Source organism: Jiella avicenniae (assembly GCF_021390325.1).
Lineage (GTDB): Bacteria > Pseudomonadota > Alphaproteobacteria > Rhizobiales > Rhizobiaceae > Jiella > Jiella avicenniae.
Genome location: NZ_JAJUWU010000017.1, coordinates 62544 through 79634, shown reverse-complemented (window position 1 = coordinate 79634; position 17091 = coordinate 62544). Strand labels below are relative to the sequence as shown.

15 protein-coding genes are annotated in these 17091 nt (G+C 65.5%); 6 read left to right on the top strand and 9 right to left on the bottom strand.

Features of this window, described 5'->3' with window-relative positions; genetic code table 11:
- Positions 1–23: 23 nt before the first annotated feature.
- Positions 24–1220, bottom strand: coding sequence for a pyridoxal-phosphate-dependent aminotransferase family protein (locus tag LZD57_RS16605; protein WP_233720598.1), 1197 nt, complete (start codon positions 1218–1220; stop codon positions 24–26).
- Positions 1221–1378: 158 nt separating this feature from the next.
- Between LZD57_RS16605 and LZD57_RS16600 the strand changes: the two genes are divergently transcribed.
- Together LZD57_RS16600 and LZD57_RS16595 are read left to right on the top strand one after the other, a co-directional pair.
- Positions 1379–4510, top strand: a complete 3132-nt coding sequence (locus tag LZD57_RS16600) for an FAD-binding and (Fe-S)-binding domain-containing protein (protein ID WP_233720597.1) — start codon at positions 1379–1381, stop codon at positions 4508–4510.
- 145 nt (positions 4511–4655) lie between these two features.
- Complete coding sequence (locus LZD57_RS16595) at positions 4656–5327, top strand: GntR family transcriptional regulator (RefSeq protein WP_233720596.1); 672 nt, start codon at positions 4656–4658, stop codon at positions 5325–5327.
- Between the two features lie 368 nt (positions 5328–5695).
- On the opposite strand, the gene LZD57_RS16585 is transcribed toward LZD57_RS16595, so the two are convergent.
- The 5 genes from LZD57_RS16585 to LZD57_RS16565 all read right to left on the bottom strand — a co-directional run bounded on the left by LZD57_RS16585 (position 5696) and on the right by LZD57_RS16565 (position 11817).
- Positions 5696–7627, bottom strand: a complete 1932-nt coding sequence (locus tag LZD57_RS16585; protein ID WP_233720595.1) for a bifunctional sugar phosphate isomerase/epimerase/4-hydroxyphenylpyruvate dioxygenase family protein — start codon at positions 7625–7627, stop codon at positions 5696–5698.
- Positions 7628–7678: 51 nt separating this feature from the next.
- A complete protein-coding gene (locus tag LZD57_RS16580; RefSeq protein WP_233720594.1) occupies positions 7679–8962 on the bottom strand; it encodes a TRAP transporter large permease in 1284 nt (427 codons plus the stop codon).
- A complete protein-coding gene (locus tag LZD57_RS16575) occupies positions 8959–9537 on the bottom strand; it encodes a TRAP transporter small permease (protein ID WP_233720593.1) in 579 nt (192 codons plus the stop codon). Before LZD57_RS16575 ends, LZD57_RS16580 begins: the two co-directional genes overlap by 4 nt.
- A gap of 156 nt (positions 9538–9693) precedes the next feature.
- Entirely contained in the window at positions 9694–10713 is a 1020-nt protein-coding gene (locus LZD57_RS16570; protein WP_233720592.1) for a DctP family TRAP transporter solute-binding subunit, read from the bottom strand.
- Between the two features lie 162 nt (positions 10714–10875).
- Positions 10876–11817 carry a shikimate dehydrogenase gene (locus tag LZD57_RS16565; RefSeq protein WP_233720591.1) on the bottom strand — a complete coding sequence of 314 codons (942 nt, stop codon included), beginning with the start codon at positions 11815–11817 and terminating at the stop codon, positions 10876–10878.
- A gap of 137 nt (positions 11818–11954) precedes the next feature.
- Between LZD57_RS16565 and LZD57_RS16560 the strand changes: the two genes are divergently transcribed.
- Positions 11955–12656 carry a TetR/AcrR family transcriptional regulator gene (locus LZD57_RS16560; RefSeq protein ID WP_233720590.1) on the top strand — a complete coding sequence of 234 codons (702 nt, stop codon included), beginning with the start codon at positions 11955–11957 and terminating at the stop codon, positions 12654–12656.
- Between the two features lie 309 nt (positions 12657–12965).
- Here LZD57_RS16560 and LZD57_RS16555 read toward each other — a convergent pair whose 3' ends face one another.
- The 3 genes from LZD57_RS16555 to LZD57_RS16545 form a co-directional block, all read right to left on the bottom strand.
- A complete protein-coding gene (locus LZD57_RS16555) occupies positions 12966–13313 on the bottom strand; it encodes a DoxX family protein (RefSeq protein ID WP_233720589.1) in 348 nt (115 codons plus the stop codon).
- Between the two features lie 122 nt (positions 13314–13435).
- The gene (locus tag LZD57_RS16550) at positions 13436–14131 is read right to left on the bottom strand and encodes a flavin reductase family protein (protein WP_233720588.1); all 696 of its coding nucleotides are present in this window, start codon (positions 14129–14131) and stop codon (positions 13436–13438) included.
- Between the two features lie 33 nt (positions 14132–14164).
- A complete protein-coding gene (locus LZD57_RS16545) occupies positions 14165–14767 on the bottom strand; it encodes a superoxide dismutase (protein WP_233720587.1) in 603 nt (200 codons plus the stop codon).
- Here LZD57_RS16545 and LZD57_RS16540 point away from each other — a divergent pair.
- Genes LZD57_RS16540 through murB form a run of 3 tightly spaced genes read left to right on the top strand, consistent with a single transcriptional unit; the run spans position 14732 to position 17059 of the window.
- Positions 14732–15520, top strand: coding sequence for a helix-turn-helix transcriptional regulator (locus tag LZD57_RS16540; RefSeq protein WP_338034714.1), 789 nt, complete (start codon positions 14732–14734; stop codon positions 15518–15520). The genes LZD57_RS16545 and LZD57_RS16540 overlap by 36 nt on opposite strands.
- Before the next feature lie 2 nt (positions 15521–15522).
- On the top strand, positions 15523–16059 hold the full coding sequence (locus LZD57_RS16535; RefSeq protein WP_338034713.1) for a group III truncated hemoglobin: 537 nt from the start codon (positions 15523–15525) through the stop codon (positions 16057–16059).
- Entirely contained in the window at positions 16001–17059 is a 1059-nt protein-coding gene (murB, locus tag LZD57_RS16530) for a UDP-N-acetylmuramate dehydrogenase (protein ID WP_233720586.1), read from the top strand. The genes LZD57_RS16535 and murB overlap by 59 nt, the downstream gene beginning before the upstream one ends.
- The last annotated feature ends 32 nt before the right edge of the window (positions 17060–17091 follow it).

Below are 17091 nucleotides of genomic sequence, written 5' to 3'. Positions count from 1 at the left end.
GCCCGGGCCTTGCGATCAGGCCCTCATTCGGCGGCCTGCCGGGCTTCCCCGGCATTCGCGGCCGCAAGCACGGCCATCGCCGCATCCACACCGCCCTTGCGATACGGCACGCCGCCGGCTTCCAGCCCCATCTCCACGCCCCCCAGCGTGCCGATCAGGGTCAGATCGTTGAAATCGCCGAGATGCCCGATGCGGAAGATCTTGTCGGCGAGCTTCGAGAGGCCCGCGCCGAGCGACATGTCGAACCGCGTGAGGATCGCCTTCCGCAGCGCGTCGGCGCCCTGGCCGCCCGGCATCATCACGGCGGTCAGCGAGCCCGAATGATGGGCCGGCTCGTCGCAGAGAACCTCCAGCCCCCAGGCCTCGACGGCTGCGCGCGTCGCCGCGCCGTGGCGCTGGTGGCGGGCGAAGACGTTGGCCAGGCCTTCCTCGTGCAGCATCTCGATCGCCGCATCGAGCCCGTAAAGAAGATTGGTAGCCGGCGTGAAGGGGAAGAAACCGCTCTCGTTCATCGTCAGCATCTCGTCCCAGGCCCAATAGGACCTGGGGAGGGATGCCGTCTTCGACGCGGCGATCGCCTTGTCGGAAATCGCGTTGAACGACAGGCCCGGCGGCAACATCAGACCCTTCTGCGAACCACCCACCGTAACGTCGACGCCCCATTCGTCATGCCGATAGTCGATCGAGCCGAGCGACGAGATCGTGTCGACCAGCAGAAGCGCCGGGTGCCCGGCCGCGTCGATCGCCTTGCGCACGTCGCTGATCGGCGACACGCATCCGGTCGAGGTCTCGTTGTGGACGACGCAGACCGCCTTGATCTCGTGGCCCGCGTCCTTCTTCAGCCTTTCGCCGATCGCCGCCGCATCGGCGCCGTGGCGCCAGTCGCCGGCAATGAATTCCGTCCTGAGCCCCAGCTTCTCGGCGAGTTTCTTCCACAGGCTCGCGAAATGGCCGGTCTCGTACATCAGGCAGAGATCGCCCGGCGAGAGCGTGTTGACGAGCGCGGCTTCCCACGCGCCGGTGCCGGAGGCGGGATAGATGACGACCGGGTTCTTCGTTTGAAAGATCGTCCGTATACCGGAGAGGACCCGCTTTGCCATGGCCTGAAATTCCGGGCCGCGATGATCCATCGTCGGCATGTCCATGGCCCGCAGGACGCGGTCCGGCACGTTGGTGGGCCCGGGGATCTGCAGAAAGTGGCGGCCGGCATGATAGGTCACGTGAGGCGTCTCCCGTTTACCGCGAAGCGCCCTCCCGAACGCCCGCTGGTCGTCACGCGCTCTTGTCGGCGCGCTGGATTTCGGCTCCAATTGGATTATGAATTCATTATTCAGTCAAGCAGCAAGAACAAAATCTGCGCGTGGGAGAGCGTGAACCGATGTCCGAAACGATCCGCCCGGGCCTGTCACGGCGGCTTTCGCGGGAAATTGCCGGCGAGGTCCTGTTCGACCGATTTTCGCGCGGTCGCTACGCGACGGATGCTTCGATCTACCAGATGACCCCGGTCGGGGTCGTCGTCGCGAAAGGCGCCGACGACGTTGCCGCCGCGCTCGATGCGGCGCGCGAGGAAGGCGTTCCGTTGACGATGCGCGGCGGCGGCACCTCGCAATGCGGCCAGACGGTCAATTCCGGCCTGATCGTCGATACGTCCAAGCACATGAACAAGCTGATCGAACTGGACGTCGAGGGACGACGCGCATTGGTCGAACCGGGGATCGTGCTCGACGACCTCAACCGCCTGCTGAAGCCCCACGGCCTGTGGTTTCCCGTCGACGTCTCGACCGCTTCCAGGGCGACGATCGGTGGCATGGCCGGCAACAATTCCTGCGGCTCGCGCTCGCTGCGCTATGGCACCATGCGCGACAACGTCATCGCCATCGACGCCATCCTCGCGGACGGAACGAAGGGCCGCTTCGCCGGCCTCGATCAGGATGCGTCCAACGAGCCGCCACGTGACCTCGTCGCCGCCATGCTGGCGCTCGGGCGGCGCGAGGCAGGCGAGATCGCGGCGCGGTTTCCGAACGTGCAACGCCGTGTCGGAGGCTACAATCTCGACGCCCTCGTCCAGGGAGACGCGCCGGTCAATCTCGCGCATCTTCTCGTCGGATCGGAGGGAACGCTCGGCATCTCGACGGCGATCGAGATCGAGCTGTCGCCCCTGCCGAAGGCGAATAAGCTTCTCGGCGTCTGCCATTTCCCGACCTTCCGATCGGCGATGGAGGCCGCCCAGCACATCGTCGCGCTTCGGCCGACATCGGTCGAACTCGTCGACGATACGATGATCGCGCTCGCCCGCGACATCCCGATGTTCCAACCGACCCTCGAAGCCTTCGTCGAAGGCAAGCCCGCCGCCCTCCTCCTCACCGAATTCGCCGACGAGCCGGACGAGAACGCCGAGAGCATCGCCAGGCTCGAAGCTGTGATGAGCGATCTCGGATACGGCTTCGGCCGGGGCGGCGCCCATGAGGGCGGTGTCGTCACCGTGTCGGATCCCAAGTTGCAGGGCGCGATCGCCGAGCTGCGCGCCGCCGGCCTCAACATCATGATGTCGATGAAGGAGGCGGGAAAGCCGGTTTCCTTCGTCGAGGACTGCGCCGTGCCGCTCGAACATCTCGCCGACTATACCGACCGGCTCACCGCCGTCTTCGACAAGCACGGCACGCGCGGCACCTGGTACGCACACGCCTCGGAAGGCTGCCTGCACGTGCGGCCGGTTCTCAACGTCAAGCTCGAAAAGGACGTTCGGACCATGCGGGCGATCGCCGAAGAGGCCTTCGCCATGGTGCGCGAATACAAGGGCTCCCATTCGGGCGAGCACGGCGACGGCATCGTGCGCTCGGAATTTCACGAAGCCATGTTCGGTTCGCGAATCGTTGGCGCCTTCAAGGAGGTCAAGACGGCCTTCGATCCGACGAGCCTGCTCAATCCCGGCAAGATCGTCGATGCGCCGAAAATGGATGACCGCAGCCTGATGCGCTATCCGCCTGGCTATTCCGGGGAGGAGTTCGAGACCGCTTTCGACTGGTCGGCCTGGCCCGGCGCCTCGGGCGGCTTCCAGGGCGCCGTCGAGATGTGCAACAACAACGGCGCGTGCCGCAAATCGGCCGGAGCCGTGATGTGCCCGAGCTACCGCGTCACCCGCAACGAGCGGGACGTGACGCGCGGACGGGCGAACTCGCTGCGGCTCGCCATCTCCGGCCAGCTCGGCCCGGACGCGATGCACTCCGACGAGATGGCGGAAACGCTGAAGCTGTGCGTGTCCTGCAAGGCCTGCCGCCGCGAATGCCCGACCGGCGTCGACATGGCCAAGATGAAGGCGGAAGTGCTCTACCAGCGCGGCAAGCGGAACGGGTTTTCCCGCAAGGACAGGCTGATCGCCGACCTGCCGCGCATGGCCCCTTACGCGGCGAGAATGGCCGGTCTCCTCGGCCTGCGCGACCGGCTTTCGCCGTTGGCCGCGCTCTCGGAGAAGCTTCTGGGATTTTCGTCGCGGCGAACGCTTCCGGTGTTTCGGCGGGACTTCTTCCGGGACGACGAGGGGGACATCGGCGGTGGGATGGATACCGGCCAACGAACCGGCCAGACCACATCTGCCGCAAAACTCGCGGCAACGCCTGCCAACCAAGCCGATGCCGGCATTCCACTCAATCCGGAAGGAGCCGGCGCCGATACCACGACCGGGTCGCCAGCCGATGCGCCCAGCGCGCGCGGCGTCGAGCACACGGATTCGGCGGGAGCGACTGAAAACGGTAAGGACACCGCTTCGAGCAAGCCCGGCGTCGTGCTCTTCGCCGACACGTTCGGACGCTGGTTCGATCCGCAGACGCTCCGCGCCGCCGTGAAGGTCCTCCACGCGGCCGGATATTCCGTCGAGACCGCCCGCCCCTCCTCCGGCAAGCAGCCGCTCTGCTGCGGCCGAACCTACATCGCGAGCGGTATGGCCGATCGGGCGAAGCAGGAGGCCGAGCGCACGATCGCCTCTTTGATCCCGCATGTGCGGGCCGGCAAGCTGGTCGTCGGGCTGGAGCCCTCCTGCCTTCTCACCCTGCGCGACGAATTTCCGGCGCTCGTGCCCGGCGAGGCGGCGACGGAGCTTGCCTCGGCGGCTCTTCTCTTCGAGGAGTTTCTCGCGCGCGAAATCAAGGCGAAGCGCCTCTCTCTGCCGCTGAAGCCGCTCGGCCGGAAGGCCTATCTCCACGGCCACTGCCATCAGAAGGCATTCGGCGCGATGGGCGCGGTCGAGGCGGCACTGCGGCTCATCCCCGAGATCGACCTCGTGACCATCGAAAGTTCCTGCTGCGGCATGGCCGGTGCCTTCGGCTACGATGCCGAGACCATCGACGTCTCCCTGGCGATGGGCGAATTGTCGCTGCTGCCGGCGGTTCGCGAAGCGCCGGAAGATGCGCTCATCGTCGCGGATGGCACGTCCTGCCGCCACCAGATCCATGATGGCGCGGGCCGGACGGCCATACACGTCGCCGAAGCGCTTGCGCATGCTCTGGCTTCGTGATCCGGTTTTCAGATCGGGTTCGGTGTCGTGGAAACCGCTCGGCGCAGCCTCGGAAAGGAGGGACCGTCGGCCGGAGTTGTGTTCCTCGTGGTTTTTTCGAATTTAACGGCCCATGCAAGTCAATGAGAAACACCAGAACCACCCCATGAGCTTACTGGATCTCAAGAACCCTCTCGTTCGGCCCGCCCTCTCCGCCGAGATCAGCGATCGGATGCGGCAGATGATCATGGAAGGCGAGCTGAAGCCGGGCGAAAAGGTGCCCGAAAAGGCGCTGACGGAGCGCTTCGGCGTTTCGCGGACGCCCGTGCGGGAGGCCGTCAAGATCCTCGCACACGAAGGTTTCGTCGTCCTCGTCCAGAATCGCGGGGCGATCGTCGCGCGGCACACGGCGGACGAACTGCGCGAACTGTTTCCCGTCATCGCCGCGCTCGAGGGCGCGGCCGGTGAACTGGCGGCCAGGCACGCCAGCGACAAGGCAATCGCGGCGCTCGGAGCCCAGTGCATCGCGCTGCGCGAGGCTTACGAGTCCGCCGACCGGCCGACCTATTTCACGATCAACCAGCAGATTCACGCCGGCATTCTCGAAGCGGCCGGCAACCCGACGATCGTCCGTCATCACGCCACGCTCGCCAACCGCGTGTACCGCGCCCGCTACCAGGCCAATCTCTCGACGGAGCGCTGGCGTACGGCGACGGAAGAGCACGAGGCGATCCAGGCCGCGCTCGCAGCGCGCGACGGCAAGCGACTCGGCGAACTGATGCGCGAGCACCTCATGCACAAGCTCGAAGCCTTGACGCGCTATCGCCTGTCGGACTGACGTCTTCACGCCGAGACGCTCGATTTCGAGCAAGCGCGAGGGCCGGTGTTCGACGGTTCCTCGACGGTCGCCGGAACGGCCGCGCGCGATGGGTGAACAAAAAGAGGCGTGATCGTCCCCTCTCCGCGAGTGCGATCCTGATCTTCCTCCGGGGGGTCGCCAGCTTCGCCCTGGTCCCGCCGCTACAGCTTCGGGTGATGAGGGCGGCGGCCGACGCGCCGAACCTCGCCGCGGCGGTCAATATCGGCGCCTTCTAGTCTAGCGCCTCCGAAAAGCGTCCCAGTAGAAATTCCGAGGCCGAAAGGCCTTGAAGCCTTTGAACGATACCTGCCCGCCAAGGCTTTCCCGGGGCAAGTCCATGCCCTGCGCTACGGGTTTCCGGGTGCCTTCGCGCTCGTCGGGCCGAGTTTCGGCAGCCCGGCGGGCCGGAGGCTTCGCTTCTGCGCAGCGATCCTGAATTGCGCGTTGGAGGCGCCGTAACCGTCGTAGCCGCCGCGTCGCTCGACGATCTCGAAGAAGAAGCCTTCTCCGTAGTTCGGGCTGTAGAGCTGGAAATATTCGCCGCCTTCGCCATCCCGATCGTAGAGGATGTTTTCAGCCTTCAGCCGATCGGTGAAGTCGGGTTCGAGCCCGAACCGGGCCTCGAGATCGTCGTAGTAGTTCTGGCTGATCTCCAGGGGCTTGAACCCACGGGCCCGCAATCGCTCGGCGGTCTTGAAGATATCCCCGGTCGAAAAGGCCAGATGCTGGACGGACGAGCCGAAGCTTTCGGCGATGAAATGACCGGCGAGCGTCTTGCGATTCTCCGCGCCGTTGAGGGTCACCCGAAGCGAACCGTCGGCGTTCTCGATCGCCTGGCTTCGCACCAGGCCGCCCGGGTCGACGATATCCACCATGGGCGTGCGCCGGGTGGCGAAGATCGACGTATAGAACAGCGTCCAGGTCAGCATCTCCTCGTAGTTCATCGTCTGGGCGATGTGGTCGATGCGGGTCAATCCCGCTTCGAAAGCGGTCTCGTCACGCTCCTCGGCCGGTCGGAACTCGATGCTCCAGACGTTTCCGAGTTCGCTTCGTTCGTCGAGGAAATGTATCAAGCCCGCGCCGACGCCCCGGATCGCCGGAATCTTCAGTTCGCCGGGACCGATCGGCTGCTCGAACGGCTGCGCCTTCAGCGCCCGCGCCCGCTCCAACGTCGCCGTGGCATCCTCCACCTTGAGCCCGATGTCGCAGACGCTCGTGCCGTGGACGAGATAGGCGGCGTGGGCGAAACCCTCCCGCTCCATGTTGACCACGAGATTGATGTCGCCCTGGCGCCAGAGCGTGACGTCCTTCGAGACATGGCGACCGGCCTTCCGGAAGCCCATTCCGGCAAACAGCGTCCCGAGTTCCTCGGCCTCTTCCTCGTTCGCCGTGAACTCGACGAATTCGATGCCGCTCGCCGCGATCCGGTCCGGCATCGCCGGCAGCGTGAGATCGATCCCCGGCTCGCTGCGGCGTACCCCGTCCATGAGATTGACCAGCGAGCGATAACCGTCGACGGCGATGGATTTCGGCGATCCGCCGCGGAACTGATCGTTGAAGATTTCGAGCGAAATCACGCCTTTGTAGCCCGTCGCCATGACGGCCCGCATGAAGGAGGGCACGTCGAGATCGCCTTCGCCGGGCATGTTGCGGAAGTGCCGGCTCCAATACAGGAGATCCATGTCGATCTTCGGCGCATCGGCCAACTGGATGAAGGCGATCCTGTCGCCGGGGATCGAGCGGATCGTGTCGGGATCGATGCCCCGCGCCAGCGTATGGAAACTGTCGAGGATGACGCCGACGGCCGCGTGGTCGGCCCGGCGCACCACCTCCCAGGCGTCGCGGTGATCGCTCACGTGCCGGCCCCAGGCCAGCGCCTCGTAACCGACCTTCAGACCCCTCTTCGCCGCCCGCTCGCCCAACTCGCGAAAGTCGGTGGCCGCGCGGTCGATGCCGCCGAGGCTGATCGGCGAAACGTTGGAGCAGACGAGCATGAGCTCGGTGCCCAGCTCCTGCATCACGTCGAACTTGCGCTCGACGCGGTCGAATGTGCGCCCGCGCTGTGGCTCGGGCATGCCCTCGAAATCGCGGAAGGGCTGGTAGAGCGAGATTTCCAGCCCGTGATCGCGCACCATCTGCCCGACCTCGCGCGGACCACCATCGAAGGCCAGGAAATCGTTTTCGAAGATCTCGACGCCGGAAAAGCCGGCGGCGGCGATCGCCGCGAGCTTTTCCTTCAAATCGCCGGAGATGGAGACCGTTGCGATTGCCGTTTTCATGAAGTCGTCCTCGCGTCTCGGATTGGGCCTAATGCAATCTCCGTGGATCGATCAGAAGCCGAACAGTCGTGGCAGGAGCGTCACCGTGTCGGGCACGAAGGCGAGGATCAAAAGAACCACCACCTGGACCAGGAAGAAGGGCAAAACGGCCCGCGACAGCTTTCCGATTCCGACATTGGCAATGGAGTCCGCAACGAAAAGACATAGTCCCATCGGCGGCGTGATGAGGCCGATCATCAGGTTGAAGATGACCACGATGCCGAAGTGGACCGGATCGATGCCGAGGCTGACGGCGATCGGGTGAAGGATCGGCACGAGCACCAGCATCGCCGCGATTCCCTCCAGGAAAAGCCCGACGATCAGAAGCAGGACGATCACGGCCAGGAGGAAGGTCCACTGGCTGTCCACGAAGGCGAGGGTGAAATCGGTGATCAGGTTGGGAATGCGGTTGTAGGTCATCAGCCAGTTGCCGGCGGCGACGGCGGCGATGATGATCAGGATGATCGAGGAATCGACCATCGATCGCGAAAAGATCGCGGGCAGCGACGTCACCGGGAGTTCCCGATAGACGATCATGCCGAGTATCAGCGCATAGGCGACCGCGAAAGCGGCGGCCTCCGTCGGGGTGACGACGCCGAGAAGGATCGTGCCCACCACGAAGATCGGCATCAACACCGGCAGGATGCCGTCCAGAACCGTCCAGAGGCGTGATTTCCTCGGTTCCTCGGCCACTTCGGGGGCGGCGTCCGCCTCGTAGCGACCGGCGAAGATCATCACATAGACGGACAGGAAGACGGCGAGCAGCACGCCGGGAACGACGCCCGCCAGAAAGAGCGCCGGCACCGAGACGCCGCTGGCGATCAGCGCGTAGATGATCACGGGGATCGAGGGCGGAATGATCGGCCCGATCACGGATGAGGCGGCCGTCAGCGCCGCCGCGAAGTCGAGCGGATAGCCCCGTGCGTTCATCTGCGGAATGAATACCCGGCCGATCGCCGACGTATCGGCGACCGCCGAGCCCGACAGGCCGGCGAAGATCACCGAGGCCCAGATATTGACCAGCGCGAGACCGGCCCGGCACCAGCCGACCAGCACCATGGCGAAGGCGATGATGCGCGTCGTGATGCCGGAGGCGTTCATCACCTCACCGGCGAGGACGAAGAGGGGAATGGCCAGAAGCGGAAAGGAATCGAGGCCGGAAAACATCTGCGTCGGCACGAGGCGCAGCATGTACGGCATCTCCCCCACGGCCATGAAATAGAGGAGCGCGGCGACGATCGAAAACGCGACGGGAACGCCGATGGCGAGCGCGGCGACGAGAATGACGACGATCATAGCTGGGTCTCGCTCATTTCCGCCGTCGTCGCCGGTTCGGCATCGGGATCGGTCGCCGCGCGCTCGACGAGTTTCAGGAAGGCGGCGAGCGCGACCAGCACCCCGCCGACGGCCATGGCGAGCTGATAGGGATAGAGCTTGCCGAAGATTTCGAGGCCATCCACCCCGGTCGTCTCGGCGAGGGTGCGCGCCGTCGTGCGGATCGACGAGGCGCTGAGATTTCCCCCGCGTTCGGCGAATTGCCATCCGGCATAGGCGAGAAGCCCGCCGGAGACGACCATCACCACGTCGACGACAAGCAGGAAGACATGGCGCAGGCGTGCGTTCACCGTGTCGATGATGATCGTGAACCGCACATGCCGATCGAGAAGATAGGCCAGAGCCGTGCCGAACATGACGCCGTAGATGGTCAGATAGATCGGCAGCTTCTCGCCCCACTGGAGCGAGGCGCCGGTGGTGTAGCGCATCAGCGAGTTCGCGAGGATGATCGCGAATACGAGCGCCATCGACAGCCCGGACGCAAAGGCGAGAACGACGACGAAGCCTCGTGTCACTGTCTTCAGAAAGCGCGGCATTGCCACCTCGAAGCCACCTGGGGCACGGAAAAGAGACGAAGCGCCGGACCTTTGGCCCCGCGCATGTTCAGGGAAAAGCGACGCGCTTCATTCGGGCGTCGCGGTCCGGGATGCCGACGGCATGACACGTGTCGGGCCGCCGCCGGCTCCCTCGCATCAGTTGCTGGGCGTCGCCTCGGAGACGGCCTGCTGCAACTTGTCGATCCAGACGGCATCGTCGCCCAGATCGTCCTTCAGGAAGGCGATGACCGGAGGCTGGGCGGCCTCGCGGAACTTGGCGAGGTCTTCGGCGCTCGGCGAATAGACCTGCATGCCTGCCTCCTGCACCTTCTTGATGCCTTCGGCGGTGGTGAACTGCTGGATCGAACGGCCCATCATGCCGGCGACCTTGGCGGCCCGGCTGACGACTTCCTGCTGCTGCGGCGTCAGCCCTTGGAAGAAGGCATCGTTGATGAGCAGGAAGTCCGTCGCGTAGACGTGGCCGTCGAGGATCATGTACTTCTGCATCGTGTGCAGATTGTTGTTGTAGATCACCCCGACCGGGTTTTCCTGGCCGTCGACGACACCCGTCGACAAGGCATTCGGCAGTTCGGCCCATGCGATCGGGGTCGGCTCGCCGCCGAGCGCATTGACCATCTCCACATAGAGCGGAATGTCCTGAACCCGGAACTTCAGGCCCTCCATGTCGGCAGGCGTCTTGATCTCGCGCTTGGAGTTCGTGAAGTTGCGAAAGCCCGTCTCGCCATAGGCCAGCGTGCGAAGGCCGGTCTCGTCGAGGCAATGCTGGGCGAGTTCGTCGCCGAAGGAGCCGTCGAGAACGTCCCAGGCGATCGGCGCGGAGGAGAAGGTGTACGGAATGTCGAGGACGGCCGCCGCCGGGCAGATCTGCTGCATGGCGCCGGAGACCATCACGACCTGGGTCGTCCCGTCCTGGGCCTGCTGAACGAGTTCGGTCTCTCCACCCAGCGACGAAGCCGGAAAGACTTCGACCGTCATGTCGGACTGGCCCTCGACGATGTTCTTGAAGATCTGCGCGGCCGCGCCCTTCTTCGAGGTCTGCCACTCGGCCGGATCGACGTGCGCGAAACGAATGGTCTGCGCGTTGGCGGCACCGGCCGCCGTCAGACCGATCGCCGTGATGGCTCCAAAAATGGAGTGCATGAGCATGTGACGCATGAGGTTCCTCCCTTGGCTGGCGTCATGAACCCCGCTCGTGGCGGGGAGATCGATCGGCGGAACGTCCGCCGGCGAGGGCGGCGCCGCTCGCGGCACCGCCGGAATCTGTTGCTACCCGTCCATCGGGCCGCCCATCGGCCGAAGACGGGACGGCGAGCGGTCTCAGCTCGCGAAACTGTCGAACGTCTCCTTCATGGCCGCGACGTCTGGCGTTTCGCCGGTAAAGAGTTCGAAGGCACGCACCGCCTGAAACAGGGCCATCCCGGAGCCGGCGAGGACCCGACATCCCCGCTTTCGGGCAGTGGCGAGAAATTCGGTTTCGAGCGGGAAATAGACGACGTCGGCCGCCCAATGACGCGGCTCGATCATTTCGGCCGGGACAGGCAGGCCCGGCAATTTCGCCATGCCGACGGGCGAGGCGTTGACGATGCCGTCGGCCTGTTTCGCCGCTGCGGAAAGATCATCGGCTCGCTCGGCCCGCCCGGCTCCGTCCGGGCGCGCTTCGAGGCTTGCGATCAGGATATCCGCCGCTTGACCATCGATATCACGGACCAGAATGCGCTCGACGCCGCAGTCGAGGAGCGCATGGGCCACCGCGCCGCCCGCCCCGCCCGCTCCGACGAGGAGAACCGTCCCGGATTTCACGCCGCCCATGCCCTGCCGGAAACTCTCGGCGAAGCCCCAGCAATCGGTGTTGTGGCCGAAGCGCTTGCCGTCGCGAAAGACGACGGTGTTCACCGCGCCCACACGGCTCGCCGCGTCGGACAGCCCGTCGAGCAACGGCACGATCTCGCGCTTGTAGGGATAGGTCACGTTGACGCCGGCAAAGCCGCAGAGTTCGGCTGCGTGAAGGATCGTCGGAAGATCGGGAGCCGGCTCGCCCATCATGTCGGCGTCGAGCAATTGGTAGACGAGGCGCAGGCCGCGGCTCGCACCGGCGGATTCCTGCATGGCGGGCGTGCGCGAAAGCTGAATGCCGCGCCCGATCAGGCCGGCGACGATGGACCTGCGCCGCGCTCCTGCGCCGTGCGCGTCGCGGCCGCCGCTCGCCTCAACATCGCTCTTATCGCCCATCGCAAAGGATGCGGCGGCACCTGCCGTCATGCCAGGCCTCCCTACAGCGGCGATCCTCCAACCGCCTTATCCAATGTTTGTACCGGTTAGTTCATTCTGCCGTCAACCGGTTTGTACGAATTCGTTCATTTGCTATGGTCGACCGGGGAGGACCACGGGAGATTCGAATGGACGGCGGCAAGGACGGCACGCGAGGCGACGTACCGGGAACGCGTAAGCGCGACCCCGAGGCCGTGCGCGCGGATATCATGGCCGTCGCGGAAGCCGAATTCGCGAAAAACGGCCTATCCGGCGGCCGGATCGACGAGATCGCGGCGAAGACCCGCACCTCCAAGCGGATGATCTACTACTATTTCGGCGACAAGAACGGGCTCTACCGCGCCGTGCTCGAGGAGGCCTATCGCAAGGTCCGCCTGGAGGAGGCCGAACTTCATCTCGACGATCTCGAACCGATCGAGGCGCTCAGGCAGCTCGCCGCCTTCACCTTCGAGCATCACCGGCGAAGCGAGAGCTTCATCCGCATGGTGATGATCGAGAACATCCACAGCGGCGCGTTTCTCAGCCAGTCCACCAGCATCGGGGACGTCAACCGCCCGGCGATCGGCCGGGTCGCCGCCCTCCTCGATCGCGGCAAGAAGGCCGGCGTCTTCCGCCACGAGATCACGCCGCTCACCCTCCACTGGCTGATCAGTGCGATCAGCTATTTCAACGTCTCCAATCGCCACACCTTCGGCCTCATCTTCGGCGATGCGCTGTGGACGGAGACGGAACAGGTGAGGCTCGGCAGCGAATGCGCCGAGATCGTGCTGCGCTACGTGCTGACGACCGACGCTCTCGGCGACCTTCACCCCTCGTGCGCTGACGCCTGAAGCGCTGATGCAGACCCGACGCGTTCGGGCAGCCGGTGGCGCGCAGGGCGATGAGCGTCGTTCCCCACCCGTCATCCATCCATCTCGCACGTCGTCCGGACCGGAAAAGGGGCCTGGTTCGCGGTCAGGAGCGGGAAGACCTGAATGACGTCCCGCCTCTCCTCCGCCAAAGCCTCAGGGTTCTGCCAGGGGATCCCAGCGCCACCCCCTGCTCCCGGAACTCTTCCGAATGAGGTTCTCTCCTTCTCGGCATTCGGACACTCTCCCTTGAACGTCGGATCGTCTCCGCGAACCGGGGAACTTCAACGATCAGGTCGCGCGCAAACCCGACAACCAGGCATTGAGGCCAACCAGGGCGAGGACCGCGAGCGGGATGACGGCGTGGGAATATTCGCCGTGGAGGCTCACCGTCCCCGCTGCCGCCACCATCAGCACGGCTGCGAGCGCGCTGCCGGCAAGACGCGTCCCGGGGAATGCGATCAGGAGGGCGGCGGTCAGTTCCAGCAGACCGGTCACGACGTGAAAGCCGTCCGGATAGCCCCACCGGCGATAATCGGCGATCACCGCTTCGGGCGGAAAAAGATTGACCGAACCGCCGACGACGAAGAACGCCGAGAGTGCCCATGCATAGAGGTTTCGCCAGCCCGGTCGCGTCATGAGATTCGCCTCGATTGAATTGCCGCGTCGCAAGAGCGGCGACGAGCGTTGCACGCGGGAGCGGACCTTCCAGGCGCCGCTCCCGCCTACGAACTTCCGAGAGGAAGCCCCGACCTGCGCTCTCAGGCCTCGAGGCCGTGATATCGCCGGCGATGCCAAATCAGCGGTGCGCGATCGCCCGACGTCTCGATGTCGACGACACACCCCGCCACCAGCCGGTGGGTCGCGGTCTCGATCACGCCGATCACCTCGCAATCCATCGTCACGAGCGTGTCCTCGAGCCGTGGGTGGCCAGACTTCCAGGCCGTCCACCGGCCGTGACGGAACCGCTCGGCCGGGTCGGCAGCCCCGGCGAAGGCATCGGCCACGGGCTGCTGGCCGTCCGCCAACATCGCGAAGGAAAAGCCCGCCGTTGCCGCGATACATTCGGCAAGTCGGCTCTCCCGATCGATCGAGACCAGGATCGCAGGCGGCTCCAACGACAGGGAAAAGTAGGACGTGACCGTCCGGCCGATCCGCTCGTCACCCAGCCGGGCCGTCGCGAGCCCGACCGTCGCACCGATCGAAGCCATGGCGTCGCGATAGCTCCGGCGGTCGACCGCCGGGCGCCGGGAAGACGTCGTGCGCAACGTATCGAAATGGTCGTCAAGGTCTTGCATTCGTCTCACGAGGACCTTCCGGCTCGCGCGCGCCGCGTTCGATCTGCGCGCTTTCCAGGGATTTGTTCGAGGCCGGGCCGTTGCCGGCCGGCGACGTCGGGTCGACGCGCCGCCCTCGAAGGTGGCCGGAAAAAGCGAAGCACCGCCCGGCCGGTCCATCGGCGCGGGCGGCACATCGAGGCGAGAAACGTCTCAGCCGAGATTGGCTTCGGCGAATTCGTAATTGGCCAGATTGTCGAGGAAGTTCGTCACGTAGTCCGGGCGCCGGTTGCGGAAATCGACGTAATAGCTGTGTTCCCAGACGTCGAGCCCGAGCAGCGGCTTGCCCTCGCCGGTGGCGATCGGGTTCGAGCCGTTCGGCGACTTGGTCGCCTTCAGCTTGCCGTCCGGTCCGAGGACGAGCCAGGCCCAGCCGGAGCCGAACTGGCCGACGGCGGCCGCCTTGAAGGCGTCCTTGAACGCGCCCACCGAACCGAAGTCCTCGACGATCTTCGTCTCCAGCCGGCCCGGCAGACGGCCGCCTTCCGGCGACAGGGCATTCCAGAAATGGATGTGGTTCCAGTGCTGGCCGGCATTGTTGAAGACCGGGGCGCGATCGGCGTCGTCCTTCACCAGCGCGATGATCTCTTCGAGCGACTTGCCCTTCAGATCGTCGTGCTTGTCGACGAAGCCGTTCAGCGCGGTCACATAGGCCTGGTGATGCTTGTCGTGGTGGAGTTCGAGGGTCTCCTGGCTCATGCCGCGATCGGCGAGCGCCGAATGGGCATAAGGCAGATCGGGAAGGACGAAGGCCATGGGAAATCTCCTTGTTTTCGCCTGTCGCGCTTGCGTCGGGGGCCGAGCGCGGCTATTTTCCAAGTAACGGCTTTGAAAAACATTGCAAGGAATATGTCAAGCAATCGCTTGGAAAAAACGGAATGGGTCGATCGGAAGCCGTCGGAGCGGGTGTTGATGGCCCTCAAGATGCACGGCGCGATGACGGCGGCCGGCATGGGGAAGAAGCTCGGCACCACCGCCGAAGCGGCCCGCCAGCAACTCGTCCGGCTCGGCGAGGAAGGCCTCGTGGTCGCCAGCAGCGCGCCCGCCGGCCGCGGACGTCCGACCCAGAACTGGGAACTGACCGAAGCCGCGCAGAGCCGATTTCCCGACACCCACGCGGCGCTGACGGTGGAACTGCTCGACAGTATCCGCTCCACGCTGGGCGAGGACGCGCTCAATCTCGTCATCGCCAGGCGGGAGGCCGAGACGCGCCGCATCTATGAAACGGCGATGGCCGACCGTTCCCGCCTGAGCGATCGCGTCGCGGCGCTCGCTTCGATGCGCACGGCCGAGGGCTACATGGCGGAATGGGAGGAACGGGAGGACGGCTCGCTGCTTCTGATCGAGAACCACTGCCCGATCTGCGCGGCCGCCGCCTCTTGCCAGGGCTTTTGCCGCGCCGAACTGCAGATCTTCAGGTCGCTTCTCGGGCCGTCCGTCGCGGTCGATCGCACCGATCACATCGTCGGCGGCGGGCGCCGCTGCACCTACGTCATTCGAGAGACATGACCATGCCGATCTCACGAGCCGATGCCGCGCGGGCGGAGCGCGCGATCGCGCCCCGCTCGCTTCCCGGTCTCGACGAGGCGCTGATCCGCCGGGTCGTCGCCCGCTTCTATGCGGCGGCGCGCGAGGACGATCTGATCGGCCCGATCTTCCGCCGCGTCGTCCCGGACGAGCACTGGCAGAACCATCTCGATACCATCGCCGATTTCTGGAGCTCGTCCTTTCTCGGCACCCGGCGCTACGGTGGGCGTCCGATGCCGAAGCATCTGGCGATCCCGGAGCTGGACGACGCGCATTTCCGGCGCTGGCTTGCGCTTTTCCGCCTGACGGTCGAAGAGACGTGTCCGCCCACCGTCGCGAGCGCCTTCATCGAGCGCTCGGAGCGGATTGCCAATTCCTTCCGCATCAACATCAAGATGCGGCGCGGTGAGGATATCCTGCATCTCGAACCCCTGGAGCGGGAAGAGCCCGACGAACACGGCCATGGACGAGGAAATGCCCGAGACGATGCCGGAGGACGGCCGAGCGACGACCCGGATTGACGATGCATCGCGTCCGGCAAGGCCCGACTTCGATCTGAGTGCGCGCAACACGCTCAAGCTCCCGGCGACGGCCCGGTACGGCGCCTTCGTGAGCGATGCCGGCCAGATCGCGGCGCTCGACGGCTTCGCCCGCCGGGAAGGTCTTCCCTTCGTCGTCATCGGCGGGGGCAGCAACGTCGTCCTCTATCCGCGGATCGAGGCGGTCGTCGCCGTCCTGGCGACGAAGGGGCGTTCGGTCGTCCGGCAGGCCGACGGGAGCGCCCTCGTCACGGCGCAGGCCGGAGAGGACTGGCCGGACTTCGTGCAATGGACGGTCGGCCAAGGCTTCGGCGGGCTCGAGAACCTCGCCGGAATTCCGGGGACGGTGGGGGCGGCGCCGGTCCAGAACATCGGCGCCTACGGCGTCGAACTCGCCGACCGTTTTCACAGCCTCACCGCCTACGACCGCGTGGAGGGGCGGTTTGTCGACTTCGAACGCAGCGACTGCCGGTTCCGCTATCGCCAAAGCGTCTTCAAAGACGAGCCGGGCCGCTTCGTCATCACCGAGGTGAGGCTCTGGCTCCCGGCCGACTGGCAGCCGGTTCTCGGTTATGCCGGCCTCGACAGCCTGAGCAAGACGGCAGATCCCGCCACCGTCATGGCGCGCGTCCTCGCCCTTCGCGGCAGCAAGCTTCCCGACTGGCGGATACTCGGCAATGCCGGTTCGTTCTTTCACAATCCGGTGGTTTCCGCAGAGCTCGCGCAAAGCATCGACGGCGCGCCGCGATATCCCCAGCCCGACGGAACGGTAAAACTCTCGGCCGGATGGCTCATCGAGCGATGCGGTCTCAAGGGTTACCGGGTGGGCGATGCGGGCGTCTTCGAAAACCACGCTCTGGTCATCGTCAACCACGGCAACGCCACCGCCCACGACGTCGAGGGCCTCGCCCGGACGGTCAAGTCCGCCGTCCGGGAAGCCTTTGCCGTCACGCTCCAGCAGGAGCCCCTGGAAGTCCGCTGATTTCGCAGGATGCGTGCGGCATTCAGGGTCCG